Here is a 24,084-nt window from a genome sequence, read left to right as displayed (position 1 = left end):
CTAGAAGCAGGACCGCGAACTGGAGTGCGGATCATCCCGACCCGCCTGCACCGATGAACTCGCCCGGTTGAGAGGCGGCGATCGGTCGAGGCGGTCACGCGAAACATCCGCCGAAGCCGGATCGGGATTGTCCACGCGGGAAATGAGATAAGGCGCGCCCTTGCCCCGGTCAACCGAGCAGCATGGCGTTCAGCGTTGCTCAAAGCCCCGCAACGCACGTTTTCTTCATGAAGAGCGCTATCAAAACCCGATATCGCGCCCCTGTCGGCCTTGCCGAGCGCCCAAGCCTGCGCCATGCTGGACAAAGTTCCACGAGTTTTTCGAGGTTATTTCTCCATGCGGCTTACCCGCCCGGCCCTTTTCTGCGCCGCTCTCATCTCCGGCACGACTCTGGCAGCTCCGGCTTTCGCAGCCCCTGCCCCTGCCGCTCCGGCGAATGCGGCTCCGGCCGCTGCTCCGGCTGATGCCAACCCGCTGATTGCCTCTGTCAATGGACAGAAGATCTATCTGGATGACGTCAAGCACGCTGCTGCCAGCCTGCCCCCGCAGGCGCGCCAGCTGCCGCCGAACACGTTGGTCAATATCCTGCTGAACCAGCTGGTCAGCCAGAAGGCCATCCAGATCGACGCGCTCAAGGAAGGCCTCGACAAGAAGCCGGACGTGAAGGCCCAGATGCAGGATGCCGCGGATAACGCGCTTCAGAATGCCTATCTGCAGGAAAAGGTTGCGCCGCTGGTGACGGAAGACGCCATCAAGGAGGCCTATCAGGCGAATTACGCCTCCAAGAAGGGTGAGCAGGAAATCCATGCCCGCCATATCCTTGTGGCTGATGAAGCAACCGCAAAGGACGTGATCAAGCAGCTCGACAAGGGTGCGAAGTTCGAGGATCTCGCCAAGAAGCTCTCGACCGACAAGGGGTCGGGCGCAAGCGGTGGTGATCTTGGCTGGTTCAAGAAAGACGACATGCTGCCGGAGTTCTCGAAGGCCGCTTTCGCCATGAAGCCCGGCACGATCAGCCAGACCCCGGTCAAGACCCAGTATGGCTGGCACGTCATTCAGGTTCTGGCCTCGCGTGAGGCTCCTGTGCCGCCGCTTGACCAGGTGCATGACGAAATCCGTCAGCAGCTGATCCGTGACAACGTGCGCAAGATCGTCGAGGACGCGCAGAAGAAGGTCAAGATCGTGCGCTACGACGCCCAGGGCAAGCCCATCAGCGATGCCCCGGTTGCAGCCCCGGCGAAGAAGTAATCGCCACAAGAAGGTGAGCGCCTAACGCTCACTTTTCACTCAGAATTCCGGTCTTTTCGCCCCATTAGGGGGCGGGGGGCTGGACCTGAGCCCCAAGCCGTGCATCCTCTTTCCGACGTATAAAGCTCGGAGACAGATCATGGCAAAAGCCCTCCCCCGCTCCCCCCTCGCCCAACCCCTGCCGCGCCTTCTGCCGGTAGCTGGTGTCAGGCTGGGCGCTGTTGCCGCACAGATCCGCTACAAGGATCGCACTGACCTCATGATGATGGAGTTCGTGCCTGGCACAACGGCGGCGGGTGTGTTCACGCGCAGCAAATGCCCTGGCGCTCCCATCGACTGGAGCCGTGCAGCTCTGGCGCAGGGCAAGGCGCGTGCGCTGGTGGTGAATTCGGGCAATGCCAATGTTTTCACTGGCCGTGCTGGCGTGATCGCAACACAGATCTCGGCTGCCGCCGCCGCGCGCGTCGTGCATTGTCCGGCAACGGAAGTGTTTCTTGCCTCGACCGGCGTCATTGGCGAGCCACTTGATGCCGAGCGCATCAGTGATGCAATGCCTCAGCTCTATGAGGCGCTTTCGCCCGAGGGCTGGGAAGACGCTGCCCGCGCCATCATGACCACTGATACCTTCCCCAAGGCTGCCACAAGGCAGGTCGAGATCGGGGGCAAGACCGTCACCCTGCAGGGCATTGCCAAAGGCAGCGGCATGATCGCGCCCGACATGGCCACCATGCTGGGCTTTGTGGTGACCGATGCGGCGATTTCCCATGATGTGCTGCAATCGCTTCTGCGCGAGGGCACAGAACGCAGCTTCAATGCCATCACGGTCGATTCCGACACGTCGACATCGGATATGGTGCTCGTTTTCGCTACCGCGCAGGCCGGTCATGACGAGATCACATCCCTGACCGATCCGGCACTGGCAGCTTTTCGTGAAGCCCTCGATTCCCTGCTGCTCGAACTGGCCCTGATGGTCGTCCGTGACGGTGAAGGGGCAACCAAGATGTTCACGGTGCGTGTGAGCGGTGCCGTTTCGGACGAATCGGCCAAGAAGATCGCGCTCGCCGTTGGCAACTCCCCGCTGGTCAAGACGGCTATTGCAGGCGAGGACGCCAACTGGGGCCGCGTCGTCATGGCCGTAGGCAAGAGCGGTGAGCCAGCCAATCGCGACACACTCTCCGTCGCCATCGGCAATGTCTGGATTGCCCGACAGGGAACGGTTGTCGAAGGCTACGATGAAACCCCCGTGGTAGCCCACATGAAGGGTCAGGACATCGATATCCAGATCGATCTCGGGCTGGCCAATGGCCACGCACAGATCTGGAGCTGTGATCTTACCCACGGTTATATCGACATCAACGGCTCCTACCGGAGCTGAACCACGACCGCTGGGCCCGCCAACCGGGCCCAGCATGGCGGGCTTCGCTCTGAATGTTCTGTCCTGTGGGGCCATTGAAGTCCGAGCGCAGAATCACCCCCCGCCCTCTCCCGAATCCTTCGGACGGACCTCTGTCTGCGCCCCTTCTCTGTGCCTGCGCGCGGCATTGCGCCTCATCCTTTTCTGATTTAGTACCATAGTCGTCCTTTTTTGATCGCTGCGACGCATCTCGCGTCTGGACGACCGCGTTGATTGCTCCCACATTATGGGTTGAGAGCGAGACGCGCTCACAACAAGAGCAATCATATCAGTGTCGTAATTCCTGCCCGGACGACACTGCGGAGGAAACTTCATGGCTAATGGATTTCGCGTGGTCATCATCGGCGGCGGTGTTGCCGGGATGGAAACAGCGATGACCCTCGGTCGCGGCCGCCATCGCAACATCGAAACCACGCTGATCGACAAGGGCGCCGTCCATTACTGGAAACCCATGCTGCACGAATTTGCAGCGGGTACGGGTGAGGAAACGCGGGATTGTACGACCTTTGTGGAGGCCAGCCGCCGTTTCGGCTTCCGCTTCATCCAGAGTTCGCTGAGCAGCGTTGACCGTGAGAAGCACGAGATACGCCTCGCGAATGACGAGATCGTCCCCTACGACATGCTGGTGGTCTCGCTTGGCTCGCGCTCGAATGATTTCGGTATCACGGGCGTTATGGCCAATTGCACCTTTATCGATTCACTGCCGGATGCAAGCTCGTTCCATGAGAAATTCCGGGCAGCTTTCCGTGATGCAGCGGCCAGCAACCGCAAGCTGGAGGTCGGTATTGTCGGCGGTGGCGCAACCGGCACGCAGCTCGCCGCCGAATTGTGCAGCGCCATCGATCTCGCTCCCGGTTATGGCAAGGACGCAAGACGCAACGTGTTACGCCTCTCCCTGATCGAGACAGGCAAGCGTATTCTCCCTGCCTTCCCCGAGCGCGTTTCGAACGATGCGCGCAAGCAGCTTGAGGCTCTGGGCGTGTCCGTTCTGACCGAGGCCATGGTGACGTCAGTGGATGAGGAAGGGTTTCACCTCAAGGACGGGCGCGTCATCCCGGCCTCGCTGCGTGTATGGGCTGCCGGTGTACGCGCCAGTGCTGCAACCGAACTGTTCGAGGGACTGGAAATTGCCCGTGGCGGCCAGCTTGTCGTGAACCATCACATGCAGTCCACGAGCGATACGTCAATTTTTGCTCTCGGCGACTGCGCGCGTATCAACGACGCCCCGCTTCCCGCCACAGCCCAGGTTGCCCGCCAGCAGGGCATCTATCTTGGCCGCGCCATACCGGTCATTGCTCAGGGCCGCGAGCCCTCGACATTTGTTTACCGCGACCGTGGTGCGGTCGTGTCTCTGGGAGACTATAACGGGTGGGGCATGGTTGGTGCCTCGACGAGTTTTGGTGGCGGCTTCCTGCGTGGCCTCGCCCCGAGATGGCTTCATGATCTGATCTTCCGTCAGCATCAGATTGGCGTCATGGGTCTGGCCCGCGGGACGGCTGCCTTCCTCAAGGCTCATCTGAACCCGACCCGCCCTCGTCTGGACCAGTAACACCCGATCAACGGTAGTCTCGATTCATGCCCCTGCAACGGTCACAGTCCCTCCCCCCCGCCGAGGCGCAACGCCTTGATGATATGGTCGCCACGCTGCAGGCGCGTGGCTTTGCCTTCGAGCGTGGGCCCGACATGCGCTCCTTCCTTAAATCTTTCGGTTTCGAGGACTGGGAGCGCTTCGCCGAAAGCTGGAACCGGCTGGGGCTCGACCGGTACATGGCGGATGGCGGGCGCTATCGTAAGCGGCGTTATGCCACCTATGCCCTGGCGGGTGGGCGTATCGACCGCAAGCGTCATCAGCCCCACTATCAAAGCCGCGATTACAACCTGCTCAATGGCGGCATCGAACGCTGGTTTGGCCCGATAGAGGATGCCATTGCCTCGCATCCGGTCATGCTTTCCATTCTCAATGCCGCCCATCTTCTGGCATTGCGTATGACGCCGGCCTCAACCCAACCCGATAGCTGGCACGCGGAAGTGCATCAGTTCCGTATCGAGGCTCAGGCTGGCAGCCAGGGCCGCCCCACGCCGGAGGGAATGCATCGTGATGGTGTGGACTGGGTTTTCGTTCTGATGGTCAGTCGCGAAAATGTCGCTTCCGGCGTCACGACGATCCACGACGATCACCGTCAGGAAGTCGGTTCGTTCACGCTCGAGTCCCCCCTCGACACGGCTCTCGTCGATGACCATCGTGTGTACCACGGGGTCACCCCCGTCGAGCCAATCGACCCCGCCCGTCCGGCCTATCGCGATGTACTGGTCGTCACGCTCAGACATGCGTAATAAACCGGCGTGAAAAAATGGCCCCTGCGATTCGTGCGGGCAAAATGAAAGACAATCCGATGCGTTTTCGTGTGGTATTGGCGGGTATTGCCATCACAGGCCTTATGGCAGCACCTGCCCTGGCCCGGACGCATCAAAAGTCGGCCCCATCAGGCAATGGGCCGCATCCCGTCATTCTCACGGCGCAGCCTGGTACCAATCTCGATCAGGAGGCCCGCCAACTGAGCGCGGGCGATCTGGCGGATGCCGCCAAACATGATGATCAGCCTGTCGTTCTGGTTGCCTCGGCACCACTCTCGACAGACCGGGGCGACATGGCACTTTTCGTGCAACTGCAATCCGCCCGTCTTTGCGGTTCGGCGGGCTGTTCGACTTCGGTCTATCTGCGTCACAAGGGTGGCTGGAAGCTTGTGCTCGACTCGGTAAGCGGGGCCATATCTGTCCTGTCGAGCCGTCACAACGGCATGCATGATCTGCTGATCGACAAGAATGATCGCTGGACCTGGAATGGAACAGCCTATCAGGACGGTGCGCCCGTCACGGCGCCGGCACCGCAAAAGACAGACAAAGACAAGGGTGAGGAGACCCCGAAGAAGAAGCTTCTTCGCGGGTAGTCTCAGCACCGAATTTTTCGGGAAATTGGAGCGGGTGAAGGGAATCGAACCCTCGTATGCAGCTTGGGAAGCTGCCGTTCTACCATTGAACTACACCCGCAACGGTGCCCCTTCTATCCCAGTCGCTTGCGCGATGCAATCATCCCACTGCCGGTTGACGACCGACACAGCCTTTGCGCATAGTCACTACCGTGGTGCCGCACGCGGCAGAACCCTCGCGATTTGAACGGCCGGATTGCGGCGAGGCTAAACAACAGCGCTAAAGAGGCCCGGAACCAGTTTGGTTCCAGGTTTTCCACGGCCAGAATCGCACCCTACGGATCACGGTGCATTTTGGAGCGTCTCCCTCCCATGACTCAAAATAATTTCGGCCCCTCGACACGTCTGTTGCATGAGGATGTCAGCCGTACCGAACATGGCGAAACCAGCGAAGCCATCTTCCTCACCTCGGGGTTTGTCTATGACAGCGCCGAGCAGGCAGCCGCCACATTCACCGGCGACGTCACCCATTATCAGTATTCCCGCTTCGGTAATCCCACGACCGATGCCCTCCAGTCACGCCTCGCCCTGCTGGAAGGAGCCGAGGCCTGCATCGTGACAGCCAGTGGCATGGGGGCAGTCTCATCTGCCCTGCTGTCCCATCTGAAACAGGGCGACCGTGTGGTTGCGTCCCGCGCCCTGTTCGGCTCATGCTACTGGATCGTGACCAATCTGCTGCCGCGCTACGGCATCGAGACTGTTCTCGTCGATGGTGATGACTGGGCCGGGTGGGAGGCAGCGCTTTCACAGCCAACCGGTGCCGTGCTGATCGAAAGCCCCTCGAATCCGATGCTCGACGTGCTGGACATCGAACGCATTGCCGATCTCGCACACAAGGCCGGCGCCCTGCTGATGGTCGATAACGTGTTTGCCTCACCGGTCGGGCAGAAGCCTCTGGCCCTTGGGGCTGACGTGGTTCTGTATTCCTGCACAAAGCATATCGATGGGCAAGGCCGCGTTCTTGGTGGCGCTGTTCTGGGCCGCAAGCAGTGGATTGAGGAAGTCCTGCAGCCCTTCACCCGTAATACGGGCAACGCCCTTTCACCGTTCAATGCGTGGGTTCTGCTCAAGGGGCTTGAAACGCTTCCGCTACGCGTCAACGCCATGGCCCACAATGCCAGCGAAGTGGCAAATTTCCTCGAGAACCAGCCGGGTATCGCCCGTGTTGCGTATCCTGGCCTTGCCTCTCACCCCCAGCGCGCCCTGGTTGAAAAGCAGATGCTCAATGGTGGCTCACTGGTCGCTTTTGAAGTCGAGGGCGGCCGTGAGGCAGCGTTCCGCTTTCTCAATGCGTTCAGGCTGATTGCGATCTCAAACAATCTGGGGGATGCACGGTCTCTCGCCACCCATCCCGCCACGACGACTCACTCCAAGGTCGATGCAGCCGAGCGAGCCAAACTCGGGATTACGGATGGCGCCATCCGTCTTTCGGTAGGGCTTGAAGATGCCCGCGACCTGATTGCAGATCTTCAGCGAGGGCTTGCTGCGCTCAAAGCCTGATTGCTTTCCGGCGCTTCATCGGCCTACAAGGCGGGCATGTCGCAAAAGCCTGCCCCTCCCCGCCTCGTGGCCGACCCTGAAGCGAGCCTTGCCGAAGCCATTGAAGCTGCGCCTCGCTACGAGGCCACAACCCAGGGGGTGAGCGTCTCAGTGCGCACTTTCTGGCTTGAGGACCAATCCCAGCCGGAAGACCATCATTTTGCCTGGGCCTATCATATCCGGATCGAGAATGGCGGCAGCGAGACGATCCAGCTCCTGACCAGGTTCTGGGAAATCACAGACGGACGCGGAAAGACCGACCATATTCATGGCGATGGCGTGATCGGCGAGCAGCCCATTCTTATCGCACAGGAAGTTTTTGAATACACATCGGGCGTGGCCCTGCCCACAGCGTGTGGCTTCATGCGCGGAATGTACCACATGATCGTGCCCGCCACGGGTGAACGCTTCGAGGTCACCATTCCTGCTTTCAGTCTTGATAGTCCTCATCGTCTTGGTCTTGTTCACTGACAACAAGACGTCCCCGCCCTTCGAGTTTGGCACGATAAAGAGCCTGATCGGCCCGCTCGAGGGCTTCCATCCAGATCTCACGAGGGGTTTCGATTTCAGGCACGCTACGTGCCAGTCCGGCGCTGCATCCGATAGCCAACGCACCAACCTTGGTCTCGAAAGGCTCGTTGCTTAGTCCGGCAAGCAACGCCTCAACGCGACGAAACGATGTTGGCATATCGCCCTGGATGACAATCAAAAATTCTTCGCCGCCGTATCGTCCGATAATCTCTTCGGGCTGCTTGTCACGCAGAAGGCGAGCGCCGATCTCAGCCAGTATCTCATCGCCTATCGTATGCCCGAACGTGTCGTTGATCGACTTGAAGTAGTCGACGTCGAACAATGCGAGAGTCAATGAGCGATGTTCGCCCTCGAAATCGGGCTGTCCCAGTCGCTCGAGCAGTCGCAATACGCTCGCCTCTGCTGTACGACGGTTCATGAGTCGTGTCAGTCCGTCCTGTCTCGCCTGCTGCTCCAAGGCAGCCTGCGCAGCACGCATCTCGACCGTACGTTCGTTGACCAGCGCCTCCAGGCGCCTCTGCCGCTTAAGCAGGTAGCGAAACCGGACACGGTTCAGGACGTACGGGAGTATCACGACCGCAGCGATATACAGAACGATCAACGGCCATGCCATCCACCAGGGGCGCTGCATTCTGATAAGCAGCACGATCGGCCGGGAGACGATATTCCTGTTATCGTTGATCGCCTGAACGATCAGGCGCGAATGACCTGGCGGAACGAAGTTGTAGCGTATCTCTCCGGTTGTTGACGTGATCCAGTCCTGGTCCACTCCCTCAAGGCGGTATCTGAAATAGGTCGTCGAGGCGAGCGCCGTATTGAGGGTCCCAAGGGTGACTACCAAGGGATCACGCGTGAATGGCACAGCATGCTCGGGAAGCACCTGCTCTCCAAGTCTGGCCTCGATAAAGACTGGTTTGAGATCGGTCGGCTCAAAAAAATGATCAGGATGCATCAGATGCGAAACACCACGCGTCGTGGTGACCCAGATCGAACCGTCCGTATCCTCGGTCAAGCCTTGCTGGTTGATGTTGGCTGAAATCAACCCATCATCACGCGTCAATCGTAACCACTGCCGCCCGTCAAAGACCGCGAGACCATTTTCGGTACCGACCCATAGCCGCTTGTGATGGTCCCAGAGCAGGCTGAAGATGATCTGCGACCCTGTGCACTGGGCACCAATCTGCCTCGTATTGCCAATACGGTTACCATCGAGATGAATATGCACGAGCCCGGCACGGGCACGCAGCCCCCCTACCCACAGATCATCGTGGGAGGTGAATATCATCGTCAATGGCGAGAAATCGCGCCCATTAGCCCAATGCGTCAAGACAGGAGACCATCGCCCTGTGTCCGTGCGACGGTAAAGCGCGTTCCCTATGATGGCCCAGGGTGTGCCATCATCTCGCAACGTTATGGCACTGGCCGATCTGTTGAGCGGCCTTCCCGCTTCATCTACCGCGATATCCGGCGCTGCCACGGCATTCTGCGGCACTTCGAGCAACCCCTCGTCCGAGGCGATCCAGAGCTTGTCGTCGCGTATCGACGCGACCAGACCAAGTATCCTCCTGATTGGCAGTTTCTGATTGCAGATCAGATGCTCTGCCTGGAAGAGACAGTGCAGGAGGTCACGGTCATCTACGGGCAACCAGTATCCAGACTTTCCGTCCGGCAGCCCGAAGAAGAAATTTCCGTCTCTCAGACGTTCGCCGATCTCGTTATGCCGGAATTCATAAAGTCCATGATCCGTGAGAAGCAGTTTTTCATCCGCAAGAGGTAATACTGACCAGACAGAGCGAATACTTTCCGGCTCGAGGTTTTCCCACGTACTCCACCCGATCAGCTTGGTGAGCTCGACCGAATCCTGCACTGTCCAAAGCTGACGGTCGCGATCAATATAGGCGAAGTGGATGTCCTGTTCCCGGCCCAGGGCGTGATTGAGTACATTCCAGTACTGTCCATTGAAGTAGCGCAGCCGGGTACCGTCAAAAAATACGGTCGCGTCACCCGTCTCAACAGCAAATGTCGGATGTTCGACAATACTCTGTCGATCGACCGCCCAATCGACAGGCACTTTTTCTATGTGGCCATTCTGATGCGGGAGGAGCAGATTATCAGTCTGAAGCGCGTAAAAGCTGGAGTCAGATTGTGTGAACGGCGAGTCTGATATTTCCGCGTCCCAAGGCAGCTTGATCACGCGCAGACCGCTGAGATCGTGCAGGACTACGCTTCCAGGCTCGCGCAGGAAAACGGCTTCCCCGATCTGATAGATAAGTGTCCTTGGATTAGCGACGAGCGGTTGTGCAGGGCACGACAGCCTATCGTCTCGCGGGGCGTCACAGAGATAGACACCGTGACCACCCACGACGACCAGACGCCCATGGTCGATCAGGATGTTGCTTACCAGCCCGACATGGCCAAGCTCTACCCTTCTGAATTGCAGCAGGAGTGGCGATACACGTTCGGTTGTCTGGCGCTGCGAGATGGCAAGTGTGCCACGCTTCAGGACGAGGACCCGACCATCGGGCAGAAACCTTACGCCATCGGCATGGCTGGGTTGGCCAGGTCCATCCTGAACGTGGATCCTGTAAAAGCGTCGTCCGGAAAAGAAATAGAGTGCTCTCTGGGTAAGTAAATACAGATAGCCCTGCTTGTCCTGAGCAAGACCGTATATATACGAACTATCCACGCCATCGCGTTGCGTGAAACTCTGCATCGCAAGGTCTGCATTACCTGCCCTGGCCTGGCCAATGAACCATGCAGGCAGAAGCAATGCGACCAGCATGATGCCTCGCGCGATGCGCCGAACATGACAAAAAAGGGCCGATGCGGGATGCATCGTACCCTCTTCGATCTTGCTGATGAACGGGACGGATATCAGGATTTTTTCCCCAACGCGTGACTGCGCTTTCACTCAATACTCTAAGATAACTACCGCATCACGTCGTTAAAAACTCGCGACATCATATATAACGTATAAGCCACAGCTTAAGATCGATACATTTGTCCCATTCTTCGTCAGGCTGACAGTGGAGACCGGCTCAGGCTACGCTCTGACGGTTCTCGACAACGCAGGCACTCGGCTGCAGGCAAGGATCCCACTTCTGACCAGCAGGCGGACGCGGGCCAGCATAGGCAACGTCTTGACGGTTCTCGACAACGCAGGCACCCGGCTGCAGGCAAGGATCCCACTTCTGACCAGCAGGCGGACGCGGGCCAGCATAGGCAACGTCCTGACGGTTCTCGACAACGCAAGCGCCCGGCTGCAGGCACGGATCCCACTTCTGACCGGCAGGCGGACGCGGGCCAGCATAGGCAACGTCCTGACGGTTCTCGACAATGCAAGCGCCCGGCTGCAGGCACGGATCCCACTTCTGACCAGCAGGCGGACGCGGGCCAGCATAGGCAACATCAGATACATCCGACAGGACGTGGGCAGGTTCGCCAGGCAGCGAAGCCGAGGCCGCAACCCCCAAACCCAGGACCGAACCCGCAAACGCAAGTACTGACAGAGACCTTGATGCTGTGATGAGAATAGACATGAGACCAATCCATTTACATACAAAAGCTTTATTGCTTGAGCAGACAATGGTCTCTTTCCTGACGAACGTCTCGCGTAGTTATGGAATGATTTAGAGGTAGAGTTATATCATAAAAGAATAATTTGTATTTATGTCTATTTATTGTTGATTTATAGTTCACTTATACTGTATGCGATCAAGTCAACAATAGAGGCTCGTCCATCCCTTCCTTTCGGTTAAATTAACATAAATCGTGGTTACTTTTTTCTCTGTTATTAGAATTAGGCGGCTATTTGCTTTTTCTTTGACATGGGACCGCCCTCTCAAGACACGACCCACTAGTCCCTAATTCACCCGGAAACCCATTATGTGGATCACAACGATTTTGGTTTGATTTAACGTGACAAACCCTTAAAGATCACACGGAGTTTGGGATTTCCTGTGTGACAACAGCGATTCCTCTGCAGGCCCGGCCCCAAGGCTTTCTCGACTAAGGTCTTCTCATATGAGTAACGTTACCTCTCCCACCCCAGTGGAAACGAAGCTTCCGCTGGTTGGAAAAATGATGCTCGCTGCGATTCTTGCGGCAGTTGCAGGATTGATGTTCGGTCTCGATATCGGCGTCATCTCCGGCGCCCTTGGCTTTATTGCCAAGGAATTTCAGGCCAGTGATACCGCTCAGGAGTGGATCGTTTCTTCCATGATGTTCGGCGCGGCCCTTGGGGCACTCATTGCCGGGCGTCTTTCCTACAGCCTTGGCCGCAAAAAGGCGCTTGTCTTCAGCGCTGCCCTGTTCGTGATTGGCGCCATCTGCTGTGTCGTGGCCCATTCTGTCACTCTGCTTATCGTTGCACGTGCGATTCTTGGGCTTGCCATCGGTATCGCCAGTTTCGTGGCACCGCTTTACATTTCGGAAGTGGCTGACGAACAGCATCGCGGCAGCCTGATTTCGGTGTATCAGCTCATGATCACCATCGGGATTTTGCTCGCCTTCATCTCAGACGCCATGTTCGCCTATTCGGGGTCATGGCGCTGGATGCTCGGTATCGTCGCCGTCCCGGGTGCTGTGTTCCTTGTGGGCTCACTTTTCCTTCCTGACAGCCCGCGCTGGCTGATGCTGCGTGGCCGTCATGCCGAAGCGCTCGAAACGCTTGCCTCGCTGCGCGCCTCGCGCGCCGAAGCAGAGAGCGAAATCCGCGATATCCAGGAAGGCCTGCAACAGAAGCAGCGCGGCTTCTCGATGTTCCTTGAAAACCCTAACTTCCGTCGCTCCGTCATGCTTGGCATTGGTCTGCAGATCGTCCAGCAGCTCACCGGCATCAACATCGTCATGTATTACGCGCCGCGTATCTTCGAAGTGGCCGGCTTCGGTCAGGACGGGCAGATGTGGGGCACGGCCATCGTCGGTCTGGTCAACATGCTGGCCACTTTCATCGCCATCGGTTTCGTCGATCGCTGGGGTCGTCGTCCGATGCTCGTCGCCGGCTTCGTCATCATGGCCATTGGCATGGGGGCACTCGCGATCCTGCTTTCCTTCGGTCAGGATTCGAGCACGATGATGCATTACCTCTCGGTCGGGGTTCTGCTGCTCTTCATCACCGGCTTCGCTTTCTCTGCCGGCCCGCTCATCTGGGTGCTTTGCGCCGAAGTGCAGCCGCTCCAGGGTCGTGATTTCGGTATTGCCTGCTCGACCTTCACCAACTGGATTGCGAACATGGTCGTAGGCGCCACGTTCCTGACGCTGCTTGGCACACTGGGCGCCTCGCACACCTTCTGGCTGTATGCAGCGCTCAATGCAGTGTTCATCCTCGTCACCCTCGCCTTCGTGCCTGAGACACGTGGCGTGTCGCTGGAGTCCCTCGAACACAAGCTCAACAAGGGTATCCGCCTGCGCGATATCGGTCGCTGAAACCCACTTCACGTGTGACGCACAGGTCATGGGCTCCGCAGTCTCTGCGGGGCCCTTTTTTCTTGGCTTGACGCGGCAGGGACAAATCCCCATTCCCTGAACATCATGCGTATTGCTGCCATCCTCCTCGCCGCCGGTTCCGGTCGCCGCTTCGCTGATGCCAGCGCCGCGCCGGCCACCGGCCTGTCTGCCATGCCAAAGCAGTACCTGCTGCTTGGTGGCAAAACCGTCATTCGCCACGCAGCTGAAGCGCTGCGCGACCATGTGACCCTTATCCAGCCAGTTGGCGATGACCCGCTGCTGCTGCAGGCCCTCGACGGGATCGAGACATTGCCGCCTGTCGCAGGGGGGCGTGAACGTCAGGACAGCGTGCGCGCCGGGCTTGAGGCCCTAGCGCGCCTGCCCGAGCCACCCGATCTTGTTCTGGTCCATGATGGCGCACGCCCCTACGTGCCCGCCGAGGTGGTACGGAACGTGCTCAAGGCGCTTGAAAAGCATCCGGGGGCCATACCAGCGGTTGCCGTGGCGGATACGCTCAAGCGCGGTCGCGACGGCCTGGTCGACACAACCGTTTGCCGCGACTCCCTGTGGCGTGCCCAGACCCCGCAAGGCTTCCATTTCCCGCTTCTGCTCGACCTGCACCGCACACATCAGGGGCCTGTCACTGATGACGCCGCCCTGCTCGAAGCCGCGGGTCATCCGGTTGCCCTCGTCCAGGGCGCTGAGGATAACATCAAACTGACCCTACCGGAGGATCTCGTGCGTCTCGAACGACTGCTCGGCTCGACCCCACTCCCGCGCACGGGGCTGGGCTATGACGTTCATGCCTTCGAGGCCGGCCGTCCCCTGATCCTCTGTGGTATCACCATCCCCCATGATCGCGGGCTGGCGGGCCATTCCGACGCTGATGTCGGTATCCACACCCTGTGCGACGCCATCTATGGTGCGCTTGCCGAGGGAGATATCGGCCGCCATTTCCCGCCCACGGATAATGAGTGGAAGGATATGGACTCCGCGCGTTTCCTGATTCACGCAGGCGAGCGTATTCGCCAGCGCGGCGGCATGCTGATCAATGCCGATGTAACGCTCATCTGCGAGCGTCCCAAGATCGGCCCTCACGCTCAGGCCATGCGTGAGCGCCTTGCCTCGCTGCTTCAGGTCGATGTGGAACGCATCTCGGTCAAGGCGACCACCTCCGAGCGCCTCGGCTTCACGGGCCGCGAAGAGGGCATTGCCGCCACGGCTGTCGCCACAGTGCTTGTTCCCTGAACGACATACAGAGCGTATGAAAGCAGAAAGCCCGGCCATTGTGCCGGGCTTTTTTCATTGATGCGCCGACAAGAGCAGCTGGAGCTGCGCCTTTTGCCGGTTCGGAGCCGGGCGTTCTCGCCTTCCGGCGCAGGCCGGATGGGCGAAACTCAGCCCTTGATGGCGCAGATCACAACAATGACGGGCGTTGCTGCAAGAAGCAGCCAGACATTCTGGACGCAACGTGCCACGAAATGGGCAGAACGCACCTTGAACGGAATACGACGAATGAGATTTGCAGCAGCGGCGTTCTCATCCAGCACGGCCTGAATACGAGAAGACATACCTGATCCTTGCAGAAATTCTTCTGATTACCTGACAACCCTCTAATAAATCACGAAGAGGGCGTCGAGTAACCAATGGTCACCGAGTGTGATGACCACTCAAGGCATGGGTTAAAGGCCGATCATGGCAAAATCATGCCTGATTCGTCTCAGTCCCGTAAGAAAGCTCCAGATACCGTAACGCAATTGCCACATCGGCCGCGTTGCGGTCGATCTCCTGCATCAGCGCATGGTCCTCACCCCATTGCGCCATCTGGTGCCGTTCCTCGACGCTGGCCATAAGCCGCGCCGAGGCAGCATCCACCCATCCCTCGACCAGACCGACCGCCAGAATCAGGCTGCCCGTGGCAGGTGCGCAGATTGCGGCACAGGTCAGGGCTGCGTCATCCATACGCTCAAGGGCGGCCCCGTAGGCCTTTTGAAGCTCAGGCGCGATGGAGAGCGGCAGAAGACTGCGCGTGACCGGAGGCACAACATCATGTCTGTTGCCAAACAGGGCCAGAACCGGGTCGAACAGTGCGTCCTGCTCCCGGCCAAGAGATCCGACAGCCCGGTAACAAAGCAGATCATTTTCACCATAGGCGCTGAGGCCACCGATGATCTGCTCGCGGTCAGGCCGGATACGCTCGATTTCCGTACCTGCCATCTGCGTCATGGGCAGATCTGCGGTTCGAAAGGCCTCCCCGTCGGGAATGGCCCGCCACTCGGCGGCAATAGCGTCAGCCAGCCTTGTGGAGGAGGTGGTCAGCATATTTCCGCCGGGTAGTCTGAAAGGGCGCCCATCAAGCATAACGGCGTAATGCCCATCGGGCCCATAGGCAGCGACCTCAACGGCCTTCCAGAAACGTTTGATCGTCTGGCTCAATGTAATATCCCCAAACCATGCAGCAATTCAGAGGCCTGCGAATGCTTCTTGCGCTCAGGCGCTGCCTCACCTGACATATTCTCACGCGCGGCGGAGAGGATATCGGGACAGGTATCGGGCTGGCTGCCGCCGATTGTCAGCTGGTACCGCCCCCCTTCGGTTGCCTCCTGGCTTGCCTTGGGGGCATCGAGCGTTCCCTTGACCAGTACAGGAGTTGAAGCCCCCGTGCCACCAAAGCCGATACGCGGCACCAGATGCAGATCGAGCATTTCGTCAGCGAGACCGTAAACACCGTGGCCAGACAGGGTGAGCGCACCAGCCTCCATACCGATCGTATCGAGTTGGGCATGCCCTCCCTCGAACCGGGCGTGAAGCCCAAGGCAGCGCACCGGCAGTTCACGATGCGAAAGCAGCGAGCGCGCCGCATCGCCAAGATAGGCCCCAAGCCTGCTGGTATCGATCGTGCCACCCACCATGGATAGGCCCAGATGCCCCTGCAGGGTGTCGCGCATCGCTGCGCGCGTCTCGCCCCTTGCATCGAGCTCACCCACCAGCATCAGCGGCCCATGAAACAGGTCCGGAATAGAAAGCAGAGTCTGCGCCAGCGTGGCCGGGAAAAGCACCGGGGAAAAAACGACACTCAACGATGCAGGCGACACACTCCGGTCGTATACGGCTCGCCCGGCAAGCGTCATGCCATTGCCCGCCCCCTTGATCGACTCGATGGCCAGCCTGGCGTTGCTGAGCGCGATATGCCCGGAGACATCGCTGTAGTCATCACCATTGAAACGCAGTTTTGCGGCAGAGACATCGATCGATGCCTGCCCGTGGTCAATGAAGCGCTCCAAGACCGTCATGCTGTCGGTATCGCCCATAGTGCCGGTAGACGCAGCTGTCTCAGCCGCCGTCTGAGGCGCTGCAGCGCTGTTGCCGGCTACCCCGGTCAGACCCGCGATTGGCGTCTGTGCAGACGCGGTCGCTGAGGGTGCGGGAGACGAAGCCCCCGAGGCGCCTGGGTCGGCTGGCACAGCGGCTTGCGCTGCCGCCCCGGTTCCCTCATCGCGTCGACCCAGCCACAGCCCCTTGAGGGCGTCGAGGTCAAGAGCGGAAAACTGGAGTCTTCCGTTTATGGCAGATGGCAGGGGGGGCCTCATGGAGGCATCCACCACGCCCGTCGCCTCATGGCTTGTGAGATTCAGTCCCTTGATCTGAATCGATCCGGACGTGTCGCGCTGCACCTCACCCTTGAATGTCACATCATGCAGCGCCGCCTGCATGACATCGAGCGTACGCGCCTGCCCTTCCAGAGCAAGCGTAGAGTCATCCGCGCCGATCTGACCGGAGAGATGGGCCGTAAGCCCCGAACCAGTTCCGATCTGGGACACATCCCGCAGATCCACCGCCACCGGGAGCGGCGTTGCAAGTCCGGATTGCCAGGCCGTCCCAGCTTGGGCCAGGGTTCCAAAACGTCCTTGCATGGCGACGCCCGGTGCCAGTTCGCTGATCATCGCACCGTTGACGACGGCACTCACCGTCAGGGCCGAAGAGAGCGTGTCGGCATCGGCATGAACTGCGCTGAATGTCAGCCCATGCCATGCCGGGCTGGAATCAGCATGCATATGCACATGGTTCACGCCGAGCCGCGAGAGATCGAGACCGCTGCCTTCTGCTTGCGGATCCGCATCGAACACCCCGATCTCGCCCCCCAGCCCTTTCACATCTGGCAGGTTGGCATTCGGGAAGAGGGATTCGACATCCTTGAGGGAGGCTAGTTCACCACGCAATACGCCCGAAAAACCATGGAAATGGCGCATATCAGTGATCTGCCCGTCGAAATTCAACCAGTCCTGCTGTTTGCTGTCCGTCCCCAATGTCGCACCAAGACTGACTGCCCAAGGAGGGTTAGCCCCCTGAAACAGCGAAAGCGGGCCGATATGGCCATTGACACGAAACGGGGCATCCCCGCGACGCCCGTGGACATCGAGATAGGGAGCAGGGGAAGAAAGACCGTCGAACTCGGCTCGCTCCACGCTCATGGCACCGCTGTGATGACCCTGTCTATCATCGAGGGAGATCGCCATGTTATCAAGCTTGGCAGAGCCAATCTGCAACTTCCATCTCGCTTGAGGGTGAGAGGCATGTCCGGTTGGAGAACCTGATTTGCCCGTCAGTGGATGAAAGACCCAGTTTGCCACCCCGGATTCGTCGCGATGCAGGGTCAACGCACCGCGCATCACCGTCAGGTTTTCGAGACGGATCTCACGCCAAAGCAACGGAATAAGCGCGATCGACGCGCGGATGTCGCGTGCGCGCAGCATCGGCGTCACGCCATCGTCCCCCTCGTCAGACAGCGTCACCTGATAGGCGCTGAAGGACGGCCAGGGCAGCACGCCTACCGAGAAACGCGCCATCGCGAGATCACGGCCGGTCTGTCGCTTGACCGCGGCAATCACATCTTCTTTCAGCGATGAGCGATCGATCAGGATATGGGCCGTCACGGCCAGGCCTGCCGCCAGCACCAGAATGACGATGAGCGCCGCAGTCAGACGTTTCATTTGACGAGTTCCTTGGTCATTTCCTGCCGGTCTTGCCCCCGATCCGTTCGGGGCGCGGCGTCTCACCGGCGGTAAAGCCGAGATCCTTGAATGTGTCACGCATATGGGGCGGCAATGGGGCCGCTACGCGCAGGCGCCCACCGGCAGGATGCGGAAACTCCAGTGCACGCGCATGAAGATGCAACCTGTCGATGAAACCCTCCATATGCGCGGCCTTGCCACCATATTTCGGGTCGCCAAGAATAGGCGTGCCGAGGGTTTCGCAATGCACACGCAGCTGATGGGTGCGGCCTGTGAGGGGCTTGAGCGCAAGCCATGAAAGGCGTTTGCCCGCCGCATCGACCACTTCATAATCGGTCTTGGCCACCACAGCGTCTTCGTCATCACGCGTAGCGGCAATCATGAGGGCTCCGTTTCCGGCCCCAAGCTTTGCGAGCGGCTGATCGATCACGCCTGAGCCGGGCATGGGGCGCCCGACGACAATCGCCCAGTAGGTCTTGTCCACATCGCGCCCGCGAAAGGCTGCGGCCAGCTTGGCGGCAACACCCGGTGTCCGGGCAACCAGCAACAGGCCGGACGTGTCGCGGTCGATGCGATGCACGAGGCGCGGCCGGTCAGGCAGATCGCCACGCAGGCCATCGAGCATCATGTCGATATGCTTGGTGATGCCGGGTCCACCCTGTGTGGGCAGGCCGGATGGCTTGTCGAGCACGATCACCTGATCGTCACGATAGACCACCATGCGCTCGATCTCGCGGGCAAGCTGCGGGTCGAGCGGGGCGGGGCGGTCGGGCTGCGCCGCCATCGGAGCAGGCAGAGGCGGTATGCGCAGGCTCTGGCCGGGGGCAAGACGGCTTGCGCCAGTCACGCGCTTGCCATCGAGACGCACCTGCCCTGTGCGGCACAGCTTTTGCAGCGCCCCCTGGGTGAGATCGGGATAATGACGGCGGAACCAGCGATCGAGGCGCATATCGGCCTCGTCTTCACTGACAATACGGGTCGTAACACTCATGGGCGACGGCTTGCCCGTATTGCGGCCTGCCTGTCCAGATTTTTTCTGATTTCACTTTCCCGACCACGGTCGGTGGGCTGATAGAGTGACACGCGCGCCATCTCATCGGGGAAGTAGTTCTGACCCGAAAATCCCTCCTCCGTATCATGGTCATATTCATAGCCCTTGCCGTAGCCGATCGACTGCATCAGCTTCGTAGGGGCGTTGCGTATATGATGTGGCGGTCCGAGGCTGCCCGTTTCGCGGGCCAGTTTGCGGGCCTGGTTATAGGCACGATAAACGGCGTTCGATTTCGGTGCCGTAGCCAGATGCACGACCAGTTGCGCTAAAGCCAGTTCGCCCTCGGGGCTCCCCAGACGCTCATATGTTTCCCACGCGGCCACGGCCAGCGGAAGCGCTGTGGGGTCAGCCATGCCCACATCCTCTGCGGCAAAGCGCGTCAGGCGGCGGGCGATATAGCGAGGGTCCTCCCCGCCTTCGAGCATCCGGGCAAACCAGTAGAGTCCCGCATCGGGGTCTGATCCGCGCAGCGACTTATGCAGCGCCGAGATCAGGTTGTAATGTTCCTCGCGATCCTTGTCGTAAAGCACCGCCCGACGGGCCACCACACCGGCCAGCCCCGCCGTATCGAGCAGCTCCCCGGCGGGCAGAGCCTGTATCTGCTCAACCAGATTGAGCAGGTAACGCCCATCGCCATCTGCCATCGCACGCAAGGCAGCGCGTGCCTCTGCGGTGAGTGGCAGCGCTGTGTCGGACAGGGCTTCGGCACGTTGGAGCAGCTTCTCGAGCCCGTTATCGTCCAGCCGGTTGAGCACCATCACCTGACAGCGCGACAAAAGCGCGCCGTTGAGAGCGAATGACGGATTTTCTGTTGTCGCACCGATCAGGATGACGGTCCCACGCTCGACGTAAGGCAGAAAGCCATCCTGCTGGGCGCGATTGAAGCGATGGATCTCGTCAACGAAGAGTAACGTCCCCCGTCCTGTCTCCTGCTGGAAGCGCGAGGCGGTTTCGAAAGCCTTCTTGAGATCAGCCACGCCTGAGAAAACGGCTGATATCTGCTCGAATCTGAGCTTGGCCTCACGGGCAAGGAGCCGCGCAATCGTGGTCTTGCCGCATCCCGGTCCGCCCCACAGGATAAGGCTTGGCAGCGTGTTGCGGCTGAGCATCTGGCTGATCAGCCCTTTGGTGCCCAGCAGATGATCCTGACCGACAACTTCCGCCAGTGTGGAGGGGCGCAGCCTGTCCGCCAGCGGCTGCGTCTGTCGCGACGTCGGCATGGGCGAGGCGCCCGTTTGCGATGCGGGGGGCATCATCGGTGTGGAATGTGCCACAGGGCGCCCTTGGCGCGCGGCGTCCTTGCGAGGGGAAGGCGTGCCGAACAGATCCGCATTTCCATCATCCTGCATCGCGCTGGCCTTTTCCTTCCTGCAATCCTGCTCTACCCGACTTCCCGCGTATCTTATCGCACCATCGCCAACGCATGCAGGAACGTGCACAGGCGGGCAAACGTCGCGCAGAACAGACGCTTGAGATTCATCATTCGCCGAAGCGATTACCGGCCATTCTCTACGCAAGGCCAATCACCGGGGCAAATATACCCTTGGTCAGGCCGGTACAGGATGCCCTATTTTGCGAGTTGACGCATGACGCCGGGTAAAAGCATGGCAAATGGATTGATCGATAGATCCGGATTTCCCGCTGTTCCCTTGACCGTAAAGGTCGCGGCAAGAAAGCCGCCCCCTTTTTCCGGCGAGAACAGCTTGCCCACATTCGGCAGCCGCCCCGGTGCCGCGTTCAGGCCAAAGATAGGCACGACTGTCCCGCGCAGATCGAGCCCGCCCTTGTCGAGATCGATCTTGCCTTCCAGCGTGGCCCCGAGCGCCGGGTTGCCAAGATGCCCCTCATGAATGGTCATGACGTCATCACGCACCCTGATCGGCAGATGAAGATGCTGAACCTCAAACCGGTCATGGCTGGCCTGGGACCAGTTGAAGACAGAAAGATGGGTAGCCGCTGTCAGTGCCGCTGGTGGCTGCCTGAACGCGAAGGGTGAGACGGAAATCATCCCCTTGAAAGGCGGAACGCGCCCCGTATCGCCGTCTCCAACCTGACCGGAAATCTGCGCACGCCCGCCCTCAAGACGATCCGTCATACCGGTTTCGTTCAGAAGCCGACCGAGATTATCGATACGGAGCATGAGCTGACGCCCGGCCTCATGCGGGGCAAGATCGAACGCCACGCCAACGGGCCTGACCGCTGTAAAACGGGCACGGTCCAGCCGATCATGGCGATGCTCCAGATGCGCGGTCACACCCCCCAGAAATTTCTGCGTGTTGTAGAACAGGCGGTCGGTTGCAATATCGACAGTCCAGTCCTGACCTGCTGGCGCCGTACTTTTGCCTGACGCGCTCTCGGCAGGGCCGCTCGATGCGCTGCCGGTCACCGCACTGCCGCCCTGCCCCTCCCCGGGCTTTGCATCGTCGCGGTGCAGCAGAGTCGCGATATCGAGGTCCTGCGCATGGATACGCACGGCAATCGCTGCATTGGCCTGTGTCGGCAGTTCGATCACCGCATCCCCGTTGGAGCGGCCAATCATGAATCCGTTCAGATTGATGGCCTGGACCTGCCCCTCAACCAGTCGGCTGTCGCCCTCGACATGCAGGTCTGGCCCCTCGGCACTGATGCGATCGAGCGCAACCATCTTTCCATCGTGCAGGCCGATATGGGCGGAAGCTATTGTCGTGATACCGGCCGCTTTGCTCCAGACGGGAATCGTCAGGGCTGCCTGGGTGAGATCAAGTGCAAGGTCCAGATTGGCATGGCCATCGAATGCCGCATGATAGTCAGAGACGAGCTGCGCCGTGCCCTGAAACAGGCCGTTATTGGAGATATGGGCCTTGTTCACGGCCTGTTCATCGAAGATCGATACGGCATGAACGCTCTCGCGTAGCCCGCCTGACCGGCTCAGGAAATTCTCGTTCAGCGTGGCATCGGTCGGCACACCATCGAGCAGACCGTGCCCCTGAAGCGCGAGCTTCTTTTCAGTCGCCTCCAGATTGCCAGACGCCTCGGTCAGCTCCCGCCCCAGAACAACATTGCCAAGGGTGACGTGGTCAAACCGTGCCCGTGCGTTGACGTGGATCTGGTCATTCTCGATATGCGACGAAAGCGGCAGCGTGATGGTTTCGCTCACTTTTACCGCACCTGCTGGATGCGTGAAGGGGAGCGGGTGCCGCGAGAGCAGATGCAGCCTTGGATGGGCAAGAAGGGTAGCGCAGTCGCCCAGATCGCAGGAAAGATCGAGTGCAATCGTGCCAGTCTGATCATGGGCGAAAAGATCGCTGATCAACATCGACCCACCATCGAGATGGATGAGACCGGCCCGGGCCGCATCGGATGCGGGCTGGGTGCCATGCAGAAAGTCGATGCGAAGAACATCCGGGGCAGCAAAGCTGAAACGCGCGGCGACATCACGTGCGGGCGGCACGGGCCGAAGCCAGTTCACGGTCGCATGCTCGATGGTCAGGGACGCGTCGGTTTTACGGGGGCGTAGCTGGTCCCAGCCCGCGTCACTGCCGAGAACGGCATCGAGATGCAGCGAGTCTGTCGTACCGGCGCTCAGATTATTGGTAACCCAACGGCGCGCGCCCTTCATCAGGAAGCGTGGCCAGATGGAACCCAGATGGGGGACATCGAGCGGTGTCGCCGTAAGGGAAACTCCCCCCGAAATCTGCCGGGCAGAGCGAAGCGAATCTACCTCAAGATGGCCATGCGCCTGGAATGTGTCGGTTCTGCCTGTATCATCAACAAGCGCGATGGCGGCATCGCTCCGGTCGACGACAAAACGCCCCTCAGGCAGGGCAATATGGGCGGAGACACGACCCTGCTCCACGTTCAGAGGGTCGCCTCCTGACTGATCGATTTTGCCCTTGCCGAGAGAGAGGGCAATCTGCCCTTGCGTGACCGGGATACCTTGTAGCGGCCCATCGCCAGCAAGCTGCCGCTTTCCTGTGCTGCCCTTGACCAGAAAAAAGGCCTGCAATCCGACCGGCACATGCCAGTCACCGGCATAGGGAACGAAACCGCGCAGAATGTCAGGCGTGAAAGGGGGGACCGTCACGCGCCAGGAAAGATCCCCCGCCACCAATGCACTGACGGCGGATGAACTGGCTGCGCTGAAGCCGATCGGCGGTTCATGACCCGGGCTCACCTTGCCTTCGACCAACCCGGTCCACGCATAATCGGCTGTCCGTGGATCGTGATGCAGCATGATATGGTTCAAGAAAAGCGTAGCATCAGCGCGATCGGCATAGGCTCCAATACCATTGGCTGAAAGCGCATGGCGGAGCTGCACCGCAACAGCGTTCAGGTCGAGTGCCGCCAGATGGTCGAGTGAAAGTGGATTAGCGGCGTTTTTGCGATGTCTCGCATCGGGCCAGTCCAGATCGATCGACCCGTCTTCATGACGATCGAGGATGATCCGTCCCGATTGTGCAGTAAGACGTGTGGGCTCGACACGCCCGCGCAGCAAAGGCCCCATGCGCAGGGCCAGATCGACCTGCGACAGCGCCAGCGTTGCGCTGCCGTCCTTGCGCAGAATACGCAGATCCTGCGCCCTGAGCACAAGTTCAGGATGGACATGACGCAGGCCAGGCTGCCAGCTCAGAAACAGACGCCCCCAGCTCAACCTGCCAGCAGGACGCCCTGTCTCATTGCTGGCCTGGATTGCTACGGGCGCAAAGCGTGAGGCAATGGCTGTGACATCCAGCGGGCCAAGCGACAAACGCCACAGGAACGCCAGCCCAGCCACCGCAATGATGGCGACCGGCGTTACAATAATGAGCGCCCCGAGACGGAACGCCCGCCAGGACGCACGATGGAAGGGATCGTGCGGCACGATATCCGAAAAAC

The 24,084-nt window shown here is 59.9% G+C and carries 17 protein-coding genes, 1 tRNA gene and 1 riboswitch; of the genes, 9 read left to right on the top strand and 9 right to left on the bottom strand.

Annotation, left to right across the window (positions count from 1 at the left end; all coding sequences use genetic code 11):
* Nucleotides 1-336: 336 nt before the first annotated feature.
* The 5 genes from F3J08_RS01010 (at nucleotide 337) to F3J08_RS00990 (ending at nucleotide 5,610) form a co-directional block, all read left to right on the top strand.
* Complete coding sequence (locus F3J08_RS01010) at nucleotides 337-1,248, top strand: peptidylprolyl isomerase (RefSeq protein ID WP_166928093.1); 912 nt, start codon at nucleotides 337-339, stop codon at nucleotides 1,246-1,248.
* Between the two features lie 139 nt (nucleotides 1,249-1,387).
* The gene (gene argJ, locus F3J08_RS01005; RefSeq protein WP_062164989.1) at nucleotides 1,388-2,623 is read left to right on the top strand and encodes a bifunctional glutamate N-acetyltransferase/amino-acid acetyltransferase ArgJ; all 1,236 of its coding nucleotides are present in this window, start codon (nucleotides 1,388-1,390) and stop codon (nucleotides 2,621-2,623) included.
* Between the two features lie 352 nt (nucleotides 2,624-2,975).
* Nucleotides 2,976-4,211: an NAD(P)/FAD-dependent oxidoreductase gene (locus tag F3J08_RS01000; protein ID WP_035443912.1), complete on the top strand. Its 1,236-nt coding sequence runs from the start codon at nucleotides 2,976-2,978 to the stop codon at nucleotides 4,209-4,211.
* Nucleotides 4,212-4,237: 26 nt separating this feature from the next.
* Entirely contained in the window at nucleotides 4,238-4,996 is a 759-nt protein-coding gene (locus tag F3J08_RS00995; protein WP_370458640.1) for a 2OG-Fe dioxygenase family protein, read from the top strand.
* A gap of 59 nt (nucleotides 4,997-5,055) precedes the next feature.
* A complete protein-coding gene (locus tag F3J08_RS00990) occupies nucleotides 5,056-5,610 on the top strand; it encodes a hypothetical protein (RefSeq protein WP_205206606.1) in 555 nt (184 codons plus the stop codon).
* A gap of 26 nt (nucleotides 5,611-5,636) precedes the next feature.
* On the opposite strand, the gene F3J08_RS00985 is transcribed toward F3J08_RS00990, so the two are convergent.
* Nucleotides 5,637-5,710: transfer RNA gene (locus F3J08_RS00985), tRNA-Gly, on the bottom strand.
* Nucleotides 5,711-5,814: 104 nt separating this feature from the next.
* Nucleotides 5,815-5,894, top strand: a riboswitch (SAM riboswitch).
* 67 nt (nucleotides 5,895-5,961) lie between these two features.
* Here F3J08_RS00985 and metZ point away from each other — a divergent pair.
* Nucleotides 5,962-7,149 (top strand): O-succinylhomoserine sulfhydrylase, encoded by a 1,188-nt coding sequence (gene metZ, locus F3J08_RS00980; protein ID WP_166928092.1) that lies wholly within the window; start codon nucleotides 5,962-5,964, stop codon nucleotides 7,147-7,149.
* Between the two features lie 36 nt (nucleotides 7,150-7,185).
* Nucleotides 7,186-7,659, top strand: coding sequence for a Co2+/Mg2+ efflux protein ApaG (gene apaG / locus F3J08_RS00975; RefSeq protein ID WP_166928091.1), 474 nt, complete (start codon nucleotides 7,186-7,188; stop codon nucleotides 7,657-7,659).
* Here apaG and F3J08_RS00970 read toward each other — a convergent pair.
* On the bottom strand, nucleotides 7,619-10,501 hold the full coding sequence (locus F3J08_RS00970) for a ligand-binding sensor domain-containing diguanylate cyclase (protein ID WP_166928090.1): 2,883 nt from the start codon (nucleotides 10,499-10,501) through the stop codon (nucleotides 7,619-7,621). The genes apaG and F3J08_RS00970 overlap by 41 nt on opposite strands.
* Before the next feature lie 256 nt (nucleotides 10,502-10,757).
* Nucleotides 10,758-11,258: a hypothetical protein gene (locus F3J08_RS00965; RefSeq protein ID WP_166928089.1), complete on the bottom strand. Its 501-nt coding sequence runs from the start codon at nucleotides 11,256-11,258 to the stop codon at nucleotides 10,758-10,760.
* A 484-nt stretch (nucleotides 11,259-11,742) separates the two neighbouring features.
* On the opposite strand from F3J08_RS00965, the gene F3J08_RS00960 reads away from it, so the two are divergent.
* Nucleotides 11,743-13,146, top strand: coding sequence for a sugar porter family MFS transporter (locus tag F3J08_RS00960; RefSeq protein ID WP_166928088.1), 1,404 nt, complete (start codon nucleotides 11,743-11,745; stop codon nucleotides 13,144-13,146).
* Nucleotides 13,147-13,251: 105 nt separating this feature from the next.
* Nucleotides 13,252-14,415 (top strand): bifunctional 2-C-methyl-D-erythritol 4-phosphate cytidylyltransferase/2-C-methyl-D-erythritol 2,4-cyclodiphosphate synthase, encoded by a 1,164-nt coding sequence (locus tag F3J08_RS00955; RefSeq protein ID WP_166928087.1) that lies wholly within the window; start codon nucleotides 13,252-13,254, stop codon nucleotides 14,413-14,415.
* Nucleotides 14,416-14,564: 149 nt separating this feature from the next.
* Here F3J08_RS00955 and F3J08_RS00950 read toward each other — a convergent pair whose 3' ends face one another.
* From F3J08_RS00950 to F3J08_RS17485, 6 genes are all read right to left on the bottom strand, one after another.
* A complete protein-coding gene (locus tag F3J08_RS00950) occupies nucleotides 14,565-14,738 on the bottom strand; it encodes a hypothetical protein (protein ID WP_023977686.1) in 174 nt (57 codons plus the stop codon).
* A gap of 133 nt (nucleotides 14,739-14,871) precedes the next feature.
* Nucleotides 14,872-15,603 carry an ATP12 family chaperone protein gene (locus F3J08_RS00945; protein WP_166928086.1) on the bottom strand — a complete coding sequence of 244 codons (732 nt, stop codon included), beginning with the start codon at nucleotides 15,601-15,603 and terminating at the stop codon, nucleotides 14,872-14,874.
* On the bottom strand, nucleotides 15,600-18,158 hold the full coding sequence (locus tag F3J08_RS00940; protein ID WP_166928085.1) for an AsmA family protein: 2,559 nt from the start codon (nucleotides 18,156-18,158) through the stop codon (nucleotides 15,600-15,602). The genes F3J08_RS00945 and F3J08_RS00940 overlap by 4 nt, the downstream gene beginning before the upstream one ends.
* Nucleotides 18,159-18,174: 16 nt before the next feature.
* Nucleotides 18,175-19,170 carry an RluA family pseudouridine synthase gene (locus F3J08_RS00935; protein ID WP_062164997.1) on the bottom strand — a complete coding sequence of 332 codons (996 nt, stop codon included), beginning with the start codon at nucleotides 19,168-19,170 and terminating at the stop codon, nucleotides 18,175-18,177.
* Complete coding sequence (locus tag F3J08_RS00930) at nucleotides 19,167-20,579, bottom strand: replication-associated recombination protein A (protein ID WP_166928084.1); 1,413 nt, start codon at nucleotides 20,577-20,579, stop codon at nucleotides 19,167-19,169. Before F3J08_RS00930 ends, F3J08_RS00935 begins: the two co-directional genes overlap by 4 nt.
* Before the next feature lie 218 nt (nucleotides 20,580-20,797).
* Nucleotides 20,798-24,070 carry an AsmA-like C-terminal region-containing protein gene (locus F3J08_RS17485; protein WP_166928083.1) on the bottom strand — a complete coding sequence of 1,091 codons (3,273 nt, stop codon included), beginning with the start codon at nucleotides 24,068-24,070 and terminating at the stop codon, nucleotides 20,798-20,800.
* Nucleotides 24,071-24,084: the final 14 nt, after the last annotated feature.

It is taken from the genome of Asaia sp. As-1742 (assembly GCF_011753235.1).
Classification (GTDB): domain Bacteria; phylum Pseudomonadota; class Alphaproteobacteria; order Acetobacterales; family Acetobacteraceae; genus Asaia; species Asaia bogorensis_B.
This window is presented reverse-complemented; position numbering and strand designations above follow the sequence as displayed.